Origin of the sequence: Pseudomonas laurylsulfatiphila, assembly GCF_002934665.1 — a bacterium.
Lineage (GTDB): Bacteria > Pseudomonadota > Gammaproteobacteria > Pseudomonadales > Pseudomonadaceae > Aquipseudomonas > Aquipseudomonas laurylsulfatiphila.
On the sequence record NZ_NIRS01000001.1, the window covers coordinates 428,123 to 444,134 of the forward strand.

A 16,012-nucleotide genomic window follows, 5' to 3' on the forward strand; every position below is an offset into this window, starting at 1 on the left:
CCCCCCCCCGATCAGACCTCGGAGTCAAGCAACTCGAACTTCACCTGATCCGGGTAGAACGCCACGTATTCGCGTATCTGCTGCACCGATATCTTGGGGTTCTCATAACTCCACACGGCATTGGCACTCTCATGCCCCGGCACCTGCAAACTGAAATAACTCGCATCGCCCTTGTACGGGCAATAGCTGGTGTGGTCGGTGCGGGCGAAATATTTCTCGTCAATATCCTCTCGCGGCACGTAGTACACCGGTGGGTAGTTGGCCTCCAGCAAGACCAGGGCCCGCGCCGAAGCGGCCACTTGTATGCCGTGAAACTTTACCAGCAGACAGCCAGGCTGCTCGGCGATGGTGATGACAGGGCTAGGACCGGAGCTTTTCATGGAAAACCTTCCTCATGACGGTAATGGACCTGCAACTCGATGATGTGGGAGCGTGGCTTGCCCGCGATGGGCTGCGCAGCCGCCCCAAAACCTGAAACCACGATTTATCAGGTATAACCCAAGTTTTACCCTCGCGACCGCTTCGCAGCCGAACGGGAGCGACACACAAAGCTGTACATCCATACAGATAAAGATTGCTCCATCGTCCATCAAGCGCCATTCTGTGCACCCCTGACACATAGATCGACGATGGTGGTTATGCGGCTGTACCTCTGTGAAAAACCTTCCCAGGCCAAAGACATTGCGGCCGTCCTCGGCGCCCGGCGCCGGGGCGATGGCTGTTGGTTGGGAACAGACGTCACGGTGACCTGGTGCATCGGCCACCTGCTGGAAACCGCACCGCCGGATGCCTATGACGCGCGCTACAAGCGCTGGGTACTGGCCGACCTGCCGATCATTCCCGAAAAGTGGAAAATGACCGTCAAGCCACGCACCGCCAGCCAATACAAGGCAGTCAAGCGCCTGCTCGGTGAAGCATCCGAACTGATCATTGCCACGGACGCCGACCGTGAGGGCGAGATGATCGCCCGGGAACTGGTGGAGCATTGCCGCTATCGCGGGCCGATCCGCCGCCTCTGGTTGTCGGCCCTGGATGATGCGTCCATCCGCAAGGCCCTCGCGGCACTCAAACCGGGCAACGAGACGTTCAGCCTCTATCACTCGGCCCTCGGGCGTTCCCGGGCCGACTGGTTGATCGGCATGAACATGAGCCGGCTGTTCACCTTGCTGGGGCGCCAGTCCGGCTATCAAGGCGTGCTGCCGGTGGGCCGGGTGCAAACGCCGACCTTGCGCCTGGTGGTGGATCGCGATCGCAACATCGCCGACTTTGTGCCCGTCCCCTATTGGGCCATCGATGTGCAACTGCTGCACAACGGCACCCCGTTCACCGCGCAATGGCGCGCGGCATCCGAGGTTTGCGACGATCAGGACCGCTGCCTGAATCAGGCGCTGGCACGACAAGCGGCAGACGCCATGCGCGGCGCGGCCAGTGCGCGGGTGATCAAGTTGCGCACCGAACGGATGCGCGAAGTGGCCCCGCTGCCGTTCGATCTGGGCACCCTGCAGGAGGTCTGCTCAAAGAAACTCGGCCTCGGCGCCCAGGAAACCCTGGACATCGCCCAAGCGCTGTACGAAACCTACAAGGTCATCACCTATCCGCGCAGTGATTGCGGCTACTTGCCCCTCAGCCAGCACAGCGAGGCACCGGCCATTCTGGCGGCGCTGCGCCAGGCCGACCCGGCGTTGAACGCCTTGCACGATCACCTTGATCCGCAACGGCGCTCACGGGCCTGGAACGATGCCAAGGTCAGCGCTCACCACGGCATCATCCCCACCGCTGCGGCGAAGAACCTCGACAAGCTGGCAGGCAAGCAGCGCGCGGTCTACACGCTGATCCGCGCGCGGTATCTGGCGCAGTTCCTGCCCAATCACGAATACGACCGCACCCAGGCCGACTTCGATTGCGCAGGCGAAGCCTTGCGCGCTGTCGGCAAGCAGATCATCGAACCGGGCTGGAAACGCGCCCTGCCCGAGGCATTGGCTGCGACCAGGGGACGCGAAGCTCCAGCGCCACAGACACTGCCCAACCTGGCCGAAGGCATCGATTGCGCAGTGGCCGGCGTGCAACTCAAGGACCTCTGGACGCAACCGCCAAAGCCGTTCACCGAAGGCGATCTGATCAAGGCCATGAAGAACGTCGCCAAACTGGTGGAAGACCCGCTGCTCAAGCAAAAACTCAAGGACACCACCGGCATCGGCACCGAAGCGACCCGTGCGTCGATCATCCAGGGCCTGCTCGACCGTGGTTATCTGGTCAAGAACGGCAAAGCCCTGGCCGCCACGCCGGCCGCGTTCAGCCTGATCGACGCCGTACCACGGGCCATCGCCGACCCGGGGACTACAGCGATCTGGGAACAGGCCCTGGATATGGTGCAAAGCGGGGAAATGAGCCTTGAGGAGTTCGTCACCAAACAGGCGGCGTGGATGAGCAAGCAGGTCAGCCGTTGCGCCGGACTGAGCCTGACCATCAGCGGTCCGCCGCCCAGCGGATCCGCCGCAGCCCCCTGGAAGAAAAAGCGCAAGAGCGCTCCGCGCAAGCCAGCGAGCGGCACCAAGCGCAGGGCAAAACCGGCAAGCAAAACGTAGACCTGACACTGAGCCTTTGTGGCGAGGGAGCTTGCTCCCGTTGGGCCGCAGAGCGGCCCCACTCCCTAACAAAATGAATGGGCCTGCTGCGCCCGAACGCGGACCGGTCCAGCGGGAGCAAGCTCCCTCGCCACGGATCGTGCGACGCCGACCATAATCTATGGTGTCCCTTGACCGATCAGGAGCCACCCCCCGTATGTCTTCAATAGAACTGCACGCCGCCCAACGCGACGAACTGGAAACCATCGAAAACCTGATGCAGTTCTACACCTACGACTTCAGCGAATGGCTGCCGCTAAAGCTGGGTGAATCCGGATTCTTCAACATCCTGCCCATGCCGGAGTACTGGCGACACCCGGCCACCCGACCTTTCCTGATCAAGGTCGACGGGGAACTGGCCGGGTTCGTGACCGTCGATAACCGGATTCATCTCCCCGGCGCCGACTACAACATCGGCTATCTGTTTGTCAGTCGACGCTTCCGTGGCCGGGGTGTCGCGCGATTTGTCGTTTCCACCCTCTTGAGCCAATTACCCGGTCAATGGCAGATTTTCCATCTCGAGGCGAATCAGCCGGCACGACTGTTCTGGGCCACCGTGATGCCGGGGCTCGGCGTTGGCGCGTTCACCTTGCATCAGCAGGTGGTAGACGGTCATCCCTGCACTTTTTACCGCTTTGCGTGTCCGCCTTTGTCGTCCTGATCGACACGCCCTCGTCTCCCCTCGCTAATTCCGAACAGCTTTGTCCGACAATATGTAGTGACTGAAAATAATCACTACAAAACCGTTGACGCCTCCGTTTTGCCCTTGCATGATGCAGACGTCTCCCCGATCGGGAGTACAGGCAACACGTTTGAGCAAGCTCGTCTGACCGCCGAGCTGTTTTTCCCGGATACACGCTGCCCACAAGGCAGATTGAAGAAGCTGACCTGGCCTGAACGTCCAGTACAAGGGCGAGAAGTCTTGGCGAGCAATCCTCATGATGCTTGTGGCCGACCCTGAAAATGTCGGCAGTGGCCTTAAGGTTTTCGCCGCTTCTCTTCGTTGTGACGCTTTTGCGTAGCAGTTATTCAACACGACTACATGCAACAGACGCAGGACCCCGCCCGATAAGGCGGTCGAACGCTGACGTCCTGGTTTCGGTGCCAGGGATCAACTAACCGATGGGCTACCTGTATTAGCGAATCAACTTTGAAAGATCACCAATTGGTCAAGGGGCTTTATGATGAATCTGAACAATCAACCAACTATCGATGAACTGGCTCGTATGTTCGCTGCAAAGAAAGACAGCCACGACAGCCATATTCTCTGGATCAGCAAGTGTGGCCAGGTTCATATCGACTGCCTGTCGCCGCACGCCCACGAAGCAGAGTTCGACCAGAACAACCAGAACCTGCTCGCCCGACTGAAGATGTACCGTCGCGGCCAGGGCTATGTCGGCAAGAAGGCAGCGGCCGACAAGGACTTCATCGGTAATGTTCTGCAAACCCTGAAACAGGCCTGGGCCTCGATGCAGAATCAGAACGAAGTTCGGGTGATTGACCGGTTCTACTAATTGAATGAGTCGTCACTGACTGATTGAAAAACAGGGCCTGCTCCCAATAAGGAGCAGGCCTTTTTTTATGCCTGAACGAAGATCAACTGTGGGAGCGAGCCTGCTCGCTCCCACAAGGGTTCGCGGTGATCAGAAAAGATCAGACCCCAACACCAGATCCACAAACGCCACCGACGCCGCACTGTGGTAGTTGTTCTTGCGCCGCAGCAACGCGGCCCCGCGTTCAGGCGCCTCCCCCTGCATGGAAAGCTTGCGCAGTGCCCGATCCTGAGTGGCGATGGGTTCCGGCAGGATGGTGGCGATGGTGGAGTGCCGGATGACTTCCAGCAGCGTGTTGACCGAGTTCACTTCAATCACCACTTTGGGCGTGATCTGCGCCTCAGCGAAAAACTCATCGATGCATGTGCGAGTGATGTAATCCGGGGTCAGCAGCGCAAACTCAAGTTGAGCCACCTCTTGCGCGGACAACGCGTCCTGATGCTCGTAAAGCGGATGATCGCGCCCGACCATCAACCCCAAGGTCTCGGTAAACGCCGGGATCGATTCGATGTCGGCGCTGCGCACCTGATCAAACGCAATCGCGATATCCAACGAATCATCCGCCAGCCCGGCTTCGATCCCGTCCATCGACAACTCGAAAATCTCCAGGTGGATGTTCGGGTAGCGCGCCACGTAGTCGCGCACCAGCGGCCCTACCAGATAAGCCATGAAAGTTGGCGTCATGGCCAGGCGCAAGGTGCCGCGGGACAAATCCTTCACATCATGCAACGCACGCTTGCCCGCCTCCAGTTCCACCAGTACCCGCCGCGCGCATTCAATGTAAGCCTGGCCGGCATCGGTGGGCCTGACCGTGCGCGAGGTGCGGTCGAACAGGCTCACCCCCAGTGATTCTTCCAGTTGGCGGATCTGCTGCGACAAGGTCGGCTGGGACACATGCAGCACTTCGGCGGCGCGCGTGAAACCACCCTGGTCGGCTACCGCCAGCAGGTAACGCAAATGGCGAAGCAACATCGGTCTCTCCATCTATAGGCAGCGCTTATGCTTTGCATTGTATATCGGTCTTGGACGCTATGGATGGATCGGCAGAAGATGGCCCCACACCCAAGCAACGCCACTCCCGATAGGAGAATCACCATGCAACAGTCCCACGCCCACAACGACCCAAGCCTGGCCCTGACCACTTCTGTCCTTGATGCCAAGGCGCGCAAGAACCTGTCGTGGCAGGACCTCGCCGATGGCACCGGCTTGAGCCTGGCCTACGTCACCGCCGCCCTGCTCGGTCAACACCCGCTGCCGGAAAGCGCCGCCAAAGTGGTCGGCGACAAACTCGAACTGGACGCCGATGCCGTGACCCGGTTGCAGATCATCCCGCTGCGCGGCAGCCTCTCGGGTGTGCCGACCGACCCGACCATCTACCGCTTCTACGAAATGATCCAGATCTATGGCACCACCCTCAAAGCCCTGGTTCATGAGCAGTTCGGCGACGGCATCATCAGCGCGATCAACTTCAAGCTCGACATGAAGAAAGTCGAAGATCCGGAAGGCGGCTCCCGCGCCGTCATCACCCTCGACGGCAAGTTCCTGCCGCTGCGTCCTTTCTAAGTTGCTACCGGCCCGCACGCCCCGTGCGGGCCGAAACCTGCTCACCCATGAGGACTCGATCATGAAAGCGCTCATCGACGGTTTCCTGAAGTTCCAGAAAGAAGCCTTTCCGCAACGCACCGACCTGTTCAAGCACCTGGCCACCACCCAGCATCCGGGCACGCTGTTCATCACCTGCTCCGACAGTCGTGTCGTGCCGGAACTGTTGACCCAGCAAGAGCCCGGTGAACTGTTCGTGATCCGCAACGCCGGCAACATCGTGCCGTCCTACAGCCCGCATCCGGGTGGCGTATCAGCCACGGTCGAATACGCCGTCGCGGTGCTCGGCGTCACCGACATCGTGATCTGCGGCCATTCGGACTGCGGCGCCATGACCGCGGTGGCCAAGTGCACCTGCATGGATCACCTGCCCGCCGTCAGCGGCTGGCTGCAACACGCCGAGTCGGCGAAAGTGATCAACGAAGCCCGGCCACACGCCAGTGAAGCGGCCAAGGTCAGTTCGATGGTGCGGGAGAACGTCATCGCCCAACTGGCCAACATCCAGACGCACCCGAGCGTGCGACTGGCCCAGGAAAAAGGCCTGTTGAACCTGCATGGCTGGGTGTACGACATCGAGACCGGCTCGATCGACGCGCTGGATGCCGACAGTCGCAGCTTTGTGTCGCTGGTCGAGCATCCGGGCACTTGTGCGGTATCGGCCAAGGCGATCAAAGCCGCTTGACCGGAACCACCGGTTGTTGAAAAAAGTGACCGCCCTTGCAGCGGTCACTGGTTCCGCTGCCTCAGCGTTTGACGCCCAGATCGATCTGGGTCATGCGGCTACGAATGGTGAACACGCCATCACCCGAGAGAATCGCGCTGCGCGCAAACAGGCGCCCGCTCTCCCAGTTCGAAAGGCCCAGTTCCGGCTTGTTCAACGCGTACTGGCCGTCGACCCAACGGGTGATGCCATTGCCGACAAAAGGCGCGTTGACCGCGTTGTAGAAACGCTCCTGGGCCTCGGCACTTTCACTGATCAAGGACACGGTGAACTGCGGGCTGTAGCGATTGAACAAGGCAATGGCACTGTCCAGGTCGTCGACGATTTTCAGGCTGACTTCCGGGGTTTCTTCCCACTCCCATTCGCGGCCCAATTGATCTTCCGGCAACGGCTCGGCCTGGGCTTCGGTCTGATAGCCTTCAGCGCGGTACACCTCCACCGTTGCGGTCAACCAGTCTTGCGCCAGGTTCGACTCGCTGCCTTCAACGATGTGCAGCTTGCAGCCCTGCCCCCGCGCAGTACCGGCCTGCTTGAGTGCATCGAGGAACAGCGGCACCAGTTCAGCGGCGCGGTCGCGGTGGATCAGGCAGACGTTCAGGGTGTTGCAGACTTTGCGGTCCAGGGAGTTGCGCACCACGGCGGCAAAGCGCTGGGCGTCGGCATCGGCGTTGGCGATCAGCCAGGCGCCACCGGTGCCGTGCAGGCTGACCGCCGTGCCGGCCTGCTGCGCGATGCTGCCCAACTGGCTGACGGCGCGACCCGAACCACGGGCTACCGCCAATGACAGGCGCCGGTCAGCGAACATCGCCCAACCGGCGGCGTGGTTGACGCTTTCCACCAGCGACACCGCACCGGCCGGCAAGCCGGCGTCGCTCAGTGCAGGGTTCAGTGCATGGGTAACGATCGCCTGGGCCGTGCCCAACGCATCGCTGCCGATGCGCAGTACGGCGGTGTTGCCAGTGCGCAACACACCGGCCGCATCGGCAAACACATTCGGCCGGCCTTCGAAGACGAACGCGACAATGCCCAACGGCGAGACCACTTGCTCGACTTTCCAGCCATCGTGTTCGACGCAGCTGATCACCTTGCCACGACTGGCCGCTGCATCACGCCACGCGCGCAGGCCGGCGATCATGTCGCGACGCATGCGCTCATCGGCCAGCAACCGGGTGGTCGAGCGACCGCGCGCCTTGGCCCGTTCAATGTCGGCCAGGTTGGCGGCCTCGATCAAGGTCCAGCATTCCGGGGTTTCCAGGCGCTGGGCAAACAGGTCGAAGAAGGCGCTGATCGCTTGATCGGACACCGCCGACAGCGCGGTAAACGCCGCCTGGGCGCGCTCGATCGCGACATTGGCCGCTTGCTGGTCCGCCACGGGGATCAACAACAACTCGCCGCTGACCTGCTCCACCAGCAGGTGATCACCGGGCTGGAAGCGTTGCGCCAGTTCGGGGCTGACGACAGTGACACGATTGCCGGCGAAAGGGATGGGCGTACCAGCGACTAGACGTTCGAGCGCGAGAGACATGAAGCGGTTTCACCATGCAGGGGGCGGCCGGAAAATGTATAGCAATTTCCCTGTGGGAGCGAGCCTGCTCGCGAAGAGGCCATTCCATCCAACATCAATAGCGCCTGACACTCCGCTATCGCGAGCAAGCTCGCTCCCACATTTGTTTGGCGTCGACCAAATCCAGCCCACGACCAACATCCACTGTGGGAGCGAGCTTGCTCGCGATAGCGGCAGGACAGTCAGAATTGATGTCGACTGACACACCGCCTTCGCGAGCAAGCCCGCTCCCACACGGGTTGTGCACTTACGTATCTCAATGTATACAGCCCCGCCCCGGACACACCCCGCACGCAAAACCCCACCCCAACGACACACCGCAGATACACCCCGTTGATGAAATACGCCTGTCGATTGGCCACGCCGATCAAAGCGCTCAACTCACGGGGCATGCCCTTGCCGCGCCTCCCCGACCTGAAGGAGATCATCGTCCATGAACACCACCCTTTCCTCGGCCGTCAAAGGCCTGAACCTGAACCTAGACCGCGCCGGCAACTGGGTTGCGCCCCTGGCGCTGCGAGTGTTCCTTGCCTGGGAATTCCTCGAGTCGGGCCTGGAAAAATTCAACGGCCAGAACTGGTTCGCCGATATCCAGGAGCGCTTCCCGTTTCCGTTCGACCACCTTTCGGCGACGCTGAACTGGGAACTGTCGATGTGGGCCGAACTGATCTTCGCCATGACCTTGCTGGTGGGCCTTGGCACACGCTTCTCGGCGTTGAGCCTGATGGTGGTGACCGTCGTCGCCACCGCCGCCGTGCATTGGCCCGCCGACTGGCACACCCTGAGTGAACTTGCCCAAGGTTACGCCATCAGCAACAAGGGTTACGGCAACTTCAAACTGCCCTTGATCTACCTTGTGGCCCTCACTCCGCTGTTGCTGTCCGGTGCCGGCAAGCTCAGCCTCGACGCACTGCTGGCGCGTTACTTCTGGCGTCGCTGAAAAAAGGGGGCTTCACCGGGACACACAGATTACGAAATATCTGTAGGAGCGAGCCTGCTCGCGAAAAACCTGAGAGCACCGCGGGGTGTCAGGCTCCCCGCATCATCGTTGACCTCCATCGCGAGCAAGCTCGCTCCTACAGATATCGGTGTTCCCCGCAAATACGTGAACAGCCTACCCAATCAATTCCTCCATCCCCATCTGTTCGGCCAGCGTCGGATGCGCACTGCGTTCATGCACATGGGCGTGCGGTGTACGGTCAATCAGCAGGCTCAGCAGTTCCGGGCGACTGTAGTGACCGCGGGAATCCATCATGCGTTTGCGCTTGTCGATCAGGCCCATGTCGAGGTCGGCGATCACCTCGCCCTCACCTTCCTGCAACGAACCCAGCACCGTGCCATCCGGGCTGATGATCGCGGTAAAGCAGCCGCCGGAGATCGGGCCGATGGCGCAGCCGGTATCCGCCATGATCTGCGCCTGTTGCTCGGGGTACAGCCATGCCGTGGAGTTGACCACAAAGCACGCGCCCTCCAGGGCATGCTGGCGGATGCTGACTTCCATTTGCGAGGCGAACAGGGGACCTGCAAACGACCCCGGGTACATCGCCGCATGGATCTGTTCGCCATCGGCCATCAAGGCATAACGGGCCAGCGGGTTGAAATGCTCCCAGCAGGCCAGTTGCCCGATGCGCCCTGCCGCGCTGTCGACGGCCCGCAGGCCGGAGCCGTCGCCCATGCCCCAGATCATGCGTTCATGGTAGGTCGGGGAGATCTTGCGGCGACGCTGGATCAGCGAGCCGTCGGCATCGAACAGCAACTGCGTGTTGTACAGCGTGCCGCCATCACGCTCGTTGACGCCGATGGACACGACCATGCCGACTTGCCTGGCCGCAGCGCCGATGGCATCGGTGGCGGGCGAAGGCACGGTGACAGCCTGGTCCAGCAGCTTGAGGTGTTCGGCGGCCATTTCGAACGGCGACTGTACGAAGGAAAAGTACGGGTAGTACGGCACGACGGTTTCCGGGAACACGGCAAATTGCACGCCCTGTTCACCGAGTTCGAGAATCTTCTGCACCACTTTGTCGACGGTGCCTTCACGGCTGTAAAGAACGGGACTGATTTGTACGGCGGCGGCTTTGACAATGGTCATGGCGGTGATCTCACTGAGGGAATGGTTTCAACGAGATCAAGATTACGCCTATAATATAAAGTCTTGAATGTCGTATACACCACTTTTCAGGACATCAACAAATCAATCCCGACTGGCGCGCTGAATCACCTGCGGCGGCTGCCCGAAGGCACGAATGAAAGCACGACGCATCCGCTCCCGGTCACCAAACCCCGTGTCCGTCGCCACCACATCGATGGAATGACGTCCGGTTTCCATCATCAACCGGGCCGACTCGACCCGCAGGCGTTCGATGGCCTTGGCCGGAGACTGGCCGGTTTCGGCATGAAACACCCGACTGAATTGCCGGGGGCTGAGATTGGCCGCGCTGGCCAGCTCCTCGACCGACAGCGCGGACTTGAGATTCTGCCGGGCGTAGTTCAGCGCGGCCTGAATCCGATCGGTCTTGGGGGCCAGTTCCAGCATCACTGAAAACTGCGACTGTCCGCCGGAACGTCGGTGGTACACCACCAACTGCCGCGCCACCTTGCGTGCAAGGTCGGCGCCCAGATCCTGCTCCACCAGCGCCAACGCCAGGTCCACGCACGCGCTCATGCCCGCCGCCGTCCACAGATGACCATCATTGACGAAGATCCGGTCTTGCTCGACCTTCACGCTCGGGTACGCCTTGCGAAAGGCCGGCACATGCGCCCAGTGGGTGGTCGCCCGCCGACCATCAAGCAAACCGGCCTCCGCCAAAGCAATCGCCCCTGTGCAAATCGAGCCCAGGCGTCGGGTGCCGTGACTGGCGCGGCGCAAAAACGCCAACATGCCCGCAGTGGTCGGGCGGATCAGGTTGTCGCCCAGGACCAGCAGCGTATCGAACGCGCGCTGGTCGAACGCTTCGGTCTGCACAGCAAAACCGGCGGAGGTTTGCACCAAGCCACCCGGCTCGGACAATAAGGCAATGCGGTACAACGGCTCGTCACCGGCACTGTTGGCCAATTCGAAGGCGGCACACATGGCCAGGCCCAGAACCTGAAAACCGGGATAAACAATGAGTCCGATCTGGTGCATGGCGGTATGTCCCTGAACGTGGCATGCCTGATATTCAGGCCAGGATCTGCACTCTAACCCGAACAGCCAGCACCGCACATCTTGATGGAGCGCCTCGCGCATCGGCCGATGGCGACGGATAATGAAGCGGTTTGCATCTCACCGAGGAATGGAAGGATGTCACTGACTCTTTATTTCCACCCGCTCTCGTCGTTCTGCCACAAAGCACTGATCGCCCTCTATGAACTGGACATCGAGTTTGAAAAAAGGGTCATCGACCTGGGCAACGACGCCGACCGGGCCGAACTTCAAGCGCTGTGGCCGATCGGCAAGTTTCCGGTGCTTCGCGATCACACCCGGCAAAAGGATGTGCCGGAGTCGAGTGTGATCATTGAATATCTGGACCGGCTTCATGCAGGCCCGGCACACCTGATTCCCCACGATTGGGAAGCCGCCCTGGAAGTGCGGCTGTGGGATCGCTTTTTCGACCTCCACGTCCAGGTGCCGATGCAGAAAATCGTCGCTGACCGAATCAATGCCGCAAACAGCGAGCTGACCCGCGAGCGCGCCGCACTGACAACGGCGTACGGCCTGCTTGAACGGCAACTGGCGGCAAAGACCTGGGTGGCCAGTCCGGCATTCAGCATGGCCGATTGCGCCGCCGCCCCGGCGCTGTTCTACGCAAGCACCCTCGTCCCCTTTGCCGACGATCATCGTCACTTGAGCGCTTATTTCGACAGGTTGACCGAAAGGCCCTCGGTCAAGCGAGTGATCGACGAGGCAAGGCCTTGGTTTGCCTGGTATCCGTTTGCCGAGGCCATCCCGGAGCGCTTTCGCTAGAGGCACGCGCACAAAGAACGCCCGCGAGCCTTGGCTGCACGCTGGTTCGCAAGGGAGCATCCGGGACATGAACAACGAACGCAAAAAACCGGCGAATCGACGAATAACAACCGCCGGCCGAGTGTTTTCTGATTGAGCAGGAAGAAAAAATGGCAGGGGCGGCTGGATTCGAACCAACGCATGGCAGGATCAAAACCTGCTGCCTTACCGCTTGGCGACGCCCCTGTATCTGTTGCGATGAGTGCCAGGCACTCGCTTTCTTGAGTGGCAACAAGCGCTGTTGCCTGCTTGCGTGACAGGCTCCCTGAGGGCCTGTGCAAGAGTGGGCGGCAATTTACCAACTTTTGACTCGTATGGGAAGCCCCAATAAAACAATTTGTTTTTTAAAACAGACGCTTAGTGTTCAGCCAAGTCCCGGGGAAGTGGTCGGCGCACATTTGGCCCGATCACGTCTGCTACGCTTTTCCCTTAGGGGACGGAATCGGAAATCGTTTGCTCAACACCCCTCCTTTGCCATTAGAGGGCGCAAAATGTGAAAGGCAAATTGATGGGCACCTTTGCAACCATCCTGGTGGTCGGGGCCGCGATTTATGGACTGAACACCTGGGAGCACATTGAGAGCCAGAGACAGGAAACGGTCTGCCGGGCCGCCCGGGAGCATCTCAACGGTCTGGAAACCCAGGCGCGGGCCCTGGCCTCCGGGTTGACGGTCGAAGCCTATGCCGAGGCCGAAAAAGCCGAGGCCGGCCAGTTGGTCCTGGCACTTGATACGGCCAGGAACGAAGCCGAGGTCAATGCCGTCATCGACAAACACGCCGCCGCCATCGAAGCACAGATAACGGCCGAAGACGCCGAGGTCCACTCCCGGAGCGATCAACCCTTCCTCGGCCAGGAACTCAAAAAGCAACGCATCCCCACCGACATCAAACAGGAATTCAAACGAGCTGAAAAAGCCGTCCTCGAGACCTGTGGATAGCGTCGACTGCCGCTCCGGATTTGTCGCCAGCGTCTAGACTCCAGCAAGAACAGGCTGCAACCAGACTCCGCGTTTAAAACAAAAAAAACTACAAACGAGGACGCCCATACTTTGAAAATATCAACGCTCTGCGCCATGGCGGGCCTGCTGGTGTCGGTCGCGGTGTCTGCCAACGGCGTCATTCCTGTCCTCGAACTGGACTTCACCCGGTCTGCGACGCAAACCCTGAAAAAAATCGGCATCAACGACGCGTGCATCATCGGCGCCTCGAACCCTGTTGCGTTCACTTTCTGCCGGGAAGGATCGTCGACACTGTGGAAGTATCAGGCACTGGATCTGGAGCAGATGGCGGCGATGCAAGATGCAAAGCAGTCCCCGGCGGTCTACCAACCGATTTCCGTGGTGGAGTTCGCAAGTCCGGCCTGTGAACACGAGGGCAGCCTGGCCGCCACTGGAAGACCGGCGATACGCAGGCTGATCCTCGGCCTGATCGCCATGTCCCTGCTGATCGGCTTGCGCTACAGCTATCGGGCCATGCGGCAGCGCCGCCAGGACCCCACCGCGTACTCGCAACCCCTTGAGCAGGCGTCGAGTGAATTTCAGGCAAGCGCACAGGCAAAAGCCCTGGCAGCCTTTGGCCTCGCGGTTGCCGTGGCAGTCGTTTACTTCAATTACACGGGGTATTGAGCAACCGGCGAGCGCGCCGTTGCGGCGCGCTCGCCTGTCACTCAGTGCGGTGCGCGCGGGATGGTCTTGAGCAGGTCTTCGGGGCTGATGTGACCGACCACGCTGCCCGGTTGCGGCAGGTTGAGGATGTGGCCCTTCATCTTGCCGATGATGTGCATTTCGCATGGCTTGCAATCGAACTTCAGCGTCAGCACTTCATCGCCGTGAATCAGCTGCATCGGCGCGACCTTGGTGCGCACGCCGGTCACGCCCTTGGCCTGTTTCGGGCACAGGTTGAAGGAGAAACGCAGGCAGTGCTTGGTGATCATCACCGGCACTTCGCCGGCTTCCTCGTGGGCCTCGTAGGCTGCGTCGATCAGCTTGACCCCGTGGCGGTGATAGAAGTCGCGAGCCTTCTGGTTGTAGACGTTGGCCAGGAACGTCAGGTGCGAATCCGGGTACACCGGCGGCGGCGTGGTTTCGGCTTTACGGCTGCCGCGCGGGTGGGCGGCGACCCGCGCCTGGGTCAAGGCCTCGATCACTTCGCGGCGCAAGGCCTTGAGCTGCGAGTTCGGGATGAAGAACGCCTGCGGCGCATCCAGCTTGATGTCGATGGCGTGGTACTGGGTGGTACCCAGCTGGCCGAGCAGATCCTGCAATTGCTCCAGCGCCTGCTCCGGCTTGTTGGCCGCGCCGAACGGGCCGGCCAGCGTGACGCTGGCGCTGATGCCCTCCTCGCTGGTCGCGGTCAGCTCCAGCTGTTCTTCACGCAGGCGAGCGACCCAGCTCAGGGCGATGCGACGCTCGGCAGAGGTCCGTTGCAGCGCCTGCTGCCAGTTGTGATCGAGATTGCGATTCAGCGGATGGTTGGGGCGCAGCTTGTACATCCCCTCCGGCATCTCGTTGGGCTCGACGCGATAGCGATAACGCTTCTCGCCGTCTTCCTCGAATTCGCCTTTGGGTTCGGCGATGTTGGCGCGGAAACCCACCACTTCACGCTTGACCAGCACGTTGAGGCCGTCACCGTTGGACAGCGGCTCGTGCGTCACGACCTGCATGTCACGCTTGGCGACCTTCTCGACCACACCCACCGGCAGACCGGTGAAGGTCGGCGAGTCAAAGGCGCCGATATCGATCTTGCGGTCAGTGACGAAGTAATCGGTGCTGCCACGGTGGAAGGTCTTTTCCGGGTCGGGCAGGAAGAAGTGCGCGGTACGGCCGCTGGAAGCACGGGCCAGGTCCGGGCGGTCTTCGAGGACGTCGTCGAGACGCTGGCGGTAGTAGGCGGTGATGTTCTTCACATAGCCCATGTCCTTGTAGCGGCCCTCGATCTTGAACGAGCGCACGCCCGCCTCGACCAGCGCGCGGATGTTGGCGCTCTGGTTGTTGTCCTTCATCGACAGCAGGTGCTTTTCGTAAGCGATCACGCCACCCTTTTCGTCCTTGAGGGTGTACGGCAGGCGGCAAGCCTGGGAGCAGTCGCCACGGTTGGCGCTGCGCCCGGTCTGCGCGTGGGAAATGTTGCACTGGCCGGAAAACGCCACGCACAACGCGCCATGGATAAAGAACTCGATGGCCGCGTCGGTTTCGTCGGCGATGGCGCGGATTTCCTTGAGGTTCAGCTCGCGGGCCAGCACCAGTTGCGAGAAACCGGCCTGATCGAGGAACTTCGCCCGCTCCAGGGTGCGGATGTCCGTCTGGGTACTGGCGTGCAGTTCGATCGGCGGGATGTCCAGCTCCATCACACCCAGGTCCTGGACAATCAGCGCATCGACGCCGGCGTCGTACAACTGGTGGATCAGCTGGCGGGCCGGCTCCAGTTCGTTGTCGTGCAGGATCGTGTTGATGGTGGTGAAGATCCGCGCGTGATAACGACGGGCGAATTCCACCAGTTCGGCAATCTCGCTCACCTCGTTGCAGGCGTTGTGGCGGGCGCCGAAGCTCGGGCCGCCGATGTACACGGCATCGGCACCATGCAGGATAGCCTCGCGGGCGATGGCGACATCGCGGGCAGGGCTGAGCAATTCCAGGTGATGTTTGGGCAAAGACATAGTTTTTTTAGTCAGGCTTGTCACGGTCGAGGCGTGCATTGTAGCGGTGAAACGCCCGACCGGCACCCGTATGCTGCCCGGTGGCGTTTCGGGCAAGCCTGGCCAGCCTCAATCCCTGTAGGAGCAAGCTTGCTCGCGATGGACGTTAACGATGACGCGGGCATTCTGTATGCACGCGTCGCCCTTATGTTCATCGCGAGCAAGCTCGCTCCTACATTCGATCGGCGTTGACCAAAAATCTAGCCCATGCCCAACTTCCCCTGTGGGAGCGAGCCTGCTCGCGAAGACGGTATGACAGTCAAGATTGATGGC

General features: G+C 60.9%; 15 protein-coding genes and 1 tRNA gene. 9 read left to right on the top strand and 7 right to left on the bottom strand.

Annotated elements, in window-relative coordinates; all coding sequences use genetic code 11:
- Positions 1–11: 11 nt before the first annotated feature.
- Positions 12–380 carry a DUF427 domain-containing protein gene (locus CD175_RS01925; RefSeq protein WP_104447438.1) on the bottom strand — a complete coding sequence of 123 codons (369 nt, stop codon included), beginning with the start codon at positions 378–380 and terminating at the stop codon, positions 12–14.
- A 258-nt stretch (positions 381–638) separates the two neighbouring features.
- Here CD175_RS01925 and CD175_RS01930 point away from each other — a divergent pair, with 258 nt between their 5' ends.
- The 3 genes from CD175_RS01930 to CD175_RS01945 all read left to right on the top strand — a co-directional run bounded on the left by CD175_RS01930 (position 639) and on the right by CD175_RS01945 (position 4,138).
- Positions 639–2,585: a DNA topoisomerase III gene (locus CD175_RS01930; protein ID WP_240628878.1), complete on the top strand. Its 1,947-nt coding sequence runs from the start codon at positions 639–641 to the stop codon at positions 2,583–2,585.
- Between the two features lie 196 nt (positions 2,586–2,781).
- The gene (locus CD175_RS01935; protein WP_104447440.1) at positions 2,782–3,285 is read left to right on the top strand and encodes a GNAT family N-acetyltransferase; all 504 of its coding nucleotides are present in this window, start codon (positions 2,782–2,784) and stop codon (positions 3,283–3,285) included.
- Positions 3,286–3,808: 523 nt separating this feature from the next.
- The gene (locus CD175_RS01945; protein WP_043302583.1) at positions 3,809–4,138 is read left to right on the top strand and encodes a hypothetical protein; all 330 of its coding nucleotides are present in this window, start codon (positions 3,809–3,811) and stop codon (positions 4,136–4,138) included.
- A gap of 129 nt (positions 4,139–4,267) precedes the next feature.
- On the opposite strand, the gene cynR is transcribed toward CD175_RS01945, so the two are convergent.
- The gene (cynR, locus tag CD175_RS01950) at positions 4,268–5,149 is read right to left on the bottom strand and encodes a transcriptional regulator CynR (RefSeq protein WP_104447441.1); all 882 of its coding nucleotides are present in this window, start codon (positions 5,147–5,149) and stop codon (positions 4,268–4,270) included.
- Between the two features lie 123 nt (positions 5,150–5,272).
- Between cynR and cynS the strand changes: the two genes are divergently transcribed.
- A complete protein-coding gene (cynS, locus tag CD175_RS01955; RefSeq protein WP_104447442.1) occupies positions 5,273–5,740 on the top strand; it encodes a cyanase in 468 nt (155 codons plus the stop codon).
- 61 nt (positions 5,741–5,801) lie between these two features.
- The gene (locus tag CD175_RS01960; protein WP_095967594.1) at positions 5,802–6,461 is read left to right on the top strand and encodes a carbonic anhydrase; all 660 of its coding nucleotides are present in this window, start codon (positions 5,802–5,804) and stop codon (positions 6,459–6,461) included.
- Between the two features lie 61 nt (positions 6,462–6,522).
- Here CD175_RS01960 and CD175_RS01965 read toward each other — a convergent pair whose 3' ends face one another.
- The gene (locus CD175_RS01965; protein ID WP_104447443.1) at positions 6,523–8,025 is read right to left on the bottom strand and encodes an aldehyde dehydrogenase family protein; all 1,503 of its coding nucleotides are present in this window, start codon (positions 8,023–8,025) and stop codon (positions 6,523–6,525) included.
- A gap of 472 nt (positions 8,026–8,497) precedes the next feature.
- Here CD175_RS01965 and CD175_RS01980 point away from each other — a divergent pair, with 472 nt between their 5' ends.
- Entirely contained in the window at positions 8,498–9,004 is a 507-nt protein-coding gene (locus CD175_RS01980; protein ID WP_104447444.1) for an HvfX family Cu-binding RiPP maturation protein, read from the top strand.
- Positions 9,005–9,178: 174 nt separating this feature from the next.
- On the opposite strand, the gene CD175_RS01985 is transcribed toward CD175_RS01980, so the two are convergent.
- Positions 9,179–10,153 (bottom strand): nitrilase-related carbon-nitrogen hydrolase, encoded by a 975-nt coding sequence (locus tag CD175_RS01985; protein ID WP_104447445.1) that lies wholly within the window; start codon positions 10,151–10,153, stop codon positions 9,179–9,181.
- 102 nt (positions 10,154–10,255) lie between these two features.
- Entirely contained in the window at positions 10,256–11,188 is a 933-nt protein-coding gene (locus CD175_RS01990) for a GlxA family transcriptional regulator (protein ID WP_104447446.1), read from the bottom strand.
- A 156-nt stretch (positions 11,189–11,344) separates the two neighbouring features.
- Between CD175_RS01990 and CD175_RS01995 the strand changes: the two genes are divergently transcribed.
- Positions 11,345–12,007, top strand: coding sequence for a glutathione S-transferase family protein (locus CD175_RS01995; protein WP_104447447.1), 663 nt, complete (start codon positions 11,345–11,347; stop codon positions 12,005–12,007).
- Positions 12,008–12,157: 150 nt separating this feature from the next.
- On the opposite strand, the gene CD175_RS02000 is transcribed toward CD175_RS01995, so the two are convergent.
- Positions 12,158–12,232 (bottom strand) — tRNA-Gln (locus CD175_RS02000).
- 322 nt (positions 12,233–12,554) lie between these two features.
- Here CD175_RS02000 and CD175_RS02005 point away from each other — a divergent pair.
- Positions 12,555–12,983, top strand: coding sequence for a hypothetical protein (locus CD175_RS02005; protein WP_104447448.1), 429 nt, complete (start codon positions 12,555–12,557; stop codon positions 12,981–12,983).
- Positions 12,984–13,118: 135 nt separating this feature from the next.
- Positions 13,119–13,670: a hypothetical protein gene (locus CD175_RS02010; protein WP_167399491.1), complete on the top strand. Its 552-nt coding sequence runs from the start codon at positions 13,119–13,121 to the stop codon at positions 13,668–13,670.
- Between the two features lie 41 nt (positions 13,671–13,711).
- On the opposite strand, the gene CD175_RS02015 is transcribed toward CD175_RS02010, so the two are convergent.
- Entirely contained in the window at positions 13,712–15,700 is a 1,989-nt protein-coding gene (locus CD175_RS02015; protein ID WP_095967258.1) for a peptidase U32 family protein, read from the bottom strand.
- Between the last annotated feature and the right edge of the window lie 312 nt (positions 15,701–16,012).

Coding starts and splice junctions, on each gene's coding strand:
- CD175_RS01960 (WP_095967594.1), top strand. CDS start 5,802: ATGAAAGCGCTCATCGACGGTTTCCTGAAGTTCCAGAAAGAAGCCTTT.
- CD175_RS02010 (WP_167399491.1), top strand. CDS start 13,119: ATGGCGGGCCTGCTGGTGTCGGTCGCGGTGTCTGCCAACGGCGTCATT.
- CD175_RS01935 (WP_104447440.1), top strand. CDS start 2,782: ATGTCTTCAATAGAACTGCACGCCGCCCAACGCGACGAACTGGAAACC.
- CD175_RS01980 (WP_104447444.1), top strand. CDS start 8,498: ATGAACACCACCCTTTCCTCGGCCGTCAAAGGCCTGAACCTGAACCTA.
- CD175_RS01965 (WP_104447443.1), bottom strand. CDS start 8,025: ATGTCTCTCGCGCTCGAACGTCTAGTCGCTGGTACGCCCATCCCTTTC.
- CD175_RS01985 (WP_104447445.1), bottom strand. CDS start 10,153: ATGACCATTGTCAAAGCCGCCGCCGTACAAATCAGTCCCGTTCTTTAC.
- CD175_RS02015 (WP_095967258.1), bottom strand. CDS start 15,700: ATGTCTTTGCCCAAACATCACCTGGAATTGCTCAGCCCTGCCCGCGAT.
- cynS (WP_104447442.1), top strand. CDS start 5,273: ATGCAACAGTCCCACGCCCACAACGACCCAAGCCTGGCCCTGACCACT.
- CD175_RS01925 (WP_104447438.1), bottom strand. CDS start 380: ATGAAAAGCTCCGGTCCTAGCCCTGTCATCACCATCGCCGAGCAGCCT.
- cynR (WP_104447441.1), bottom strand. CDS start 5,149: ATGTTGCTTCGCCATTTGCGTTACCTGCTGGCGGTAGCCGACCAGGGT.
- CD175_RS01945 (WP_043302583.1), top strand. CDS start 3,809: ATGAATCTGAACAATCAACCAACTATCGATGAACTGGCTCGTATGTTC.
- CD175_RS01995 (WP_104447447.1), top strand. CDS start 11,345: ATGTCACTGACTCTTTATTTCCACCCGCTCTCGTCGTTCTGCCACAAA.
- CD175_RS02005 (WP_104447448.1), top strand. CDS start 12,555: ATGGGCACCTTTGCAACCATCCTGGTGGTCGGGGCCGCGATTTATGGA.
- CD175_RS01930 (WP_240628878.1), top strand. CDS start 639: ATGCGGCTGTACCTCTGTGAAAAACCTTCCCAGGCCAAAGACATTGCG.
- CD175_RS01990 (WP_104447446.1), bottom strand. CDS start 11,188: ATGCACCAGATCGGACTCATTGTTTATCCCGGTTTTCAGGTTCTGGGC.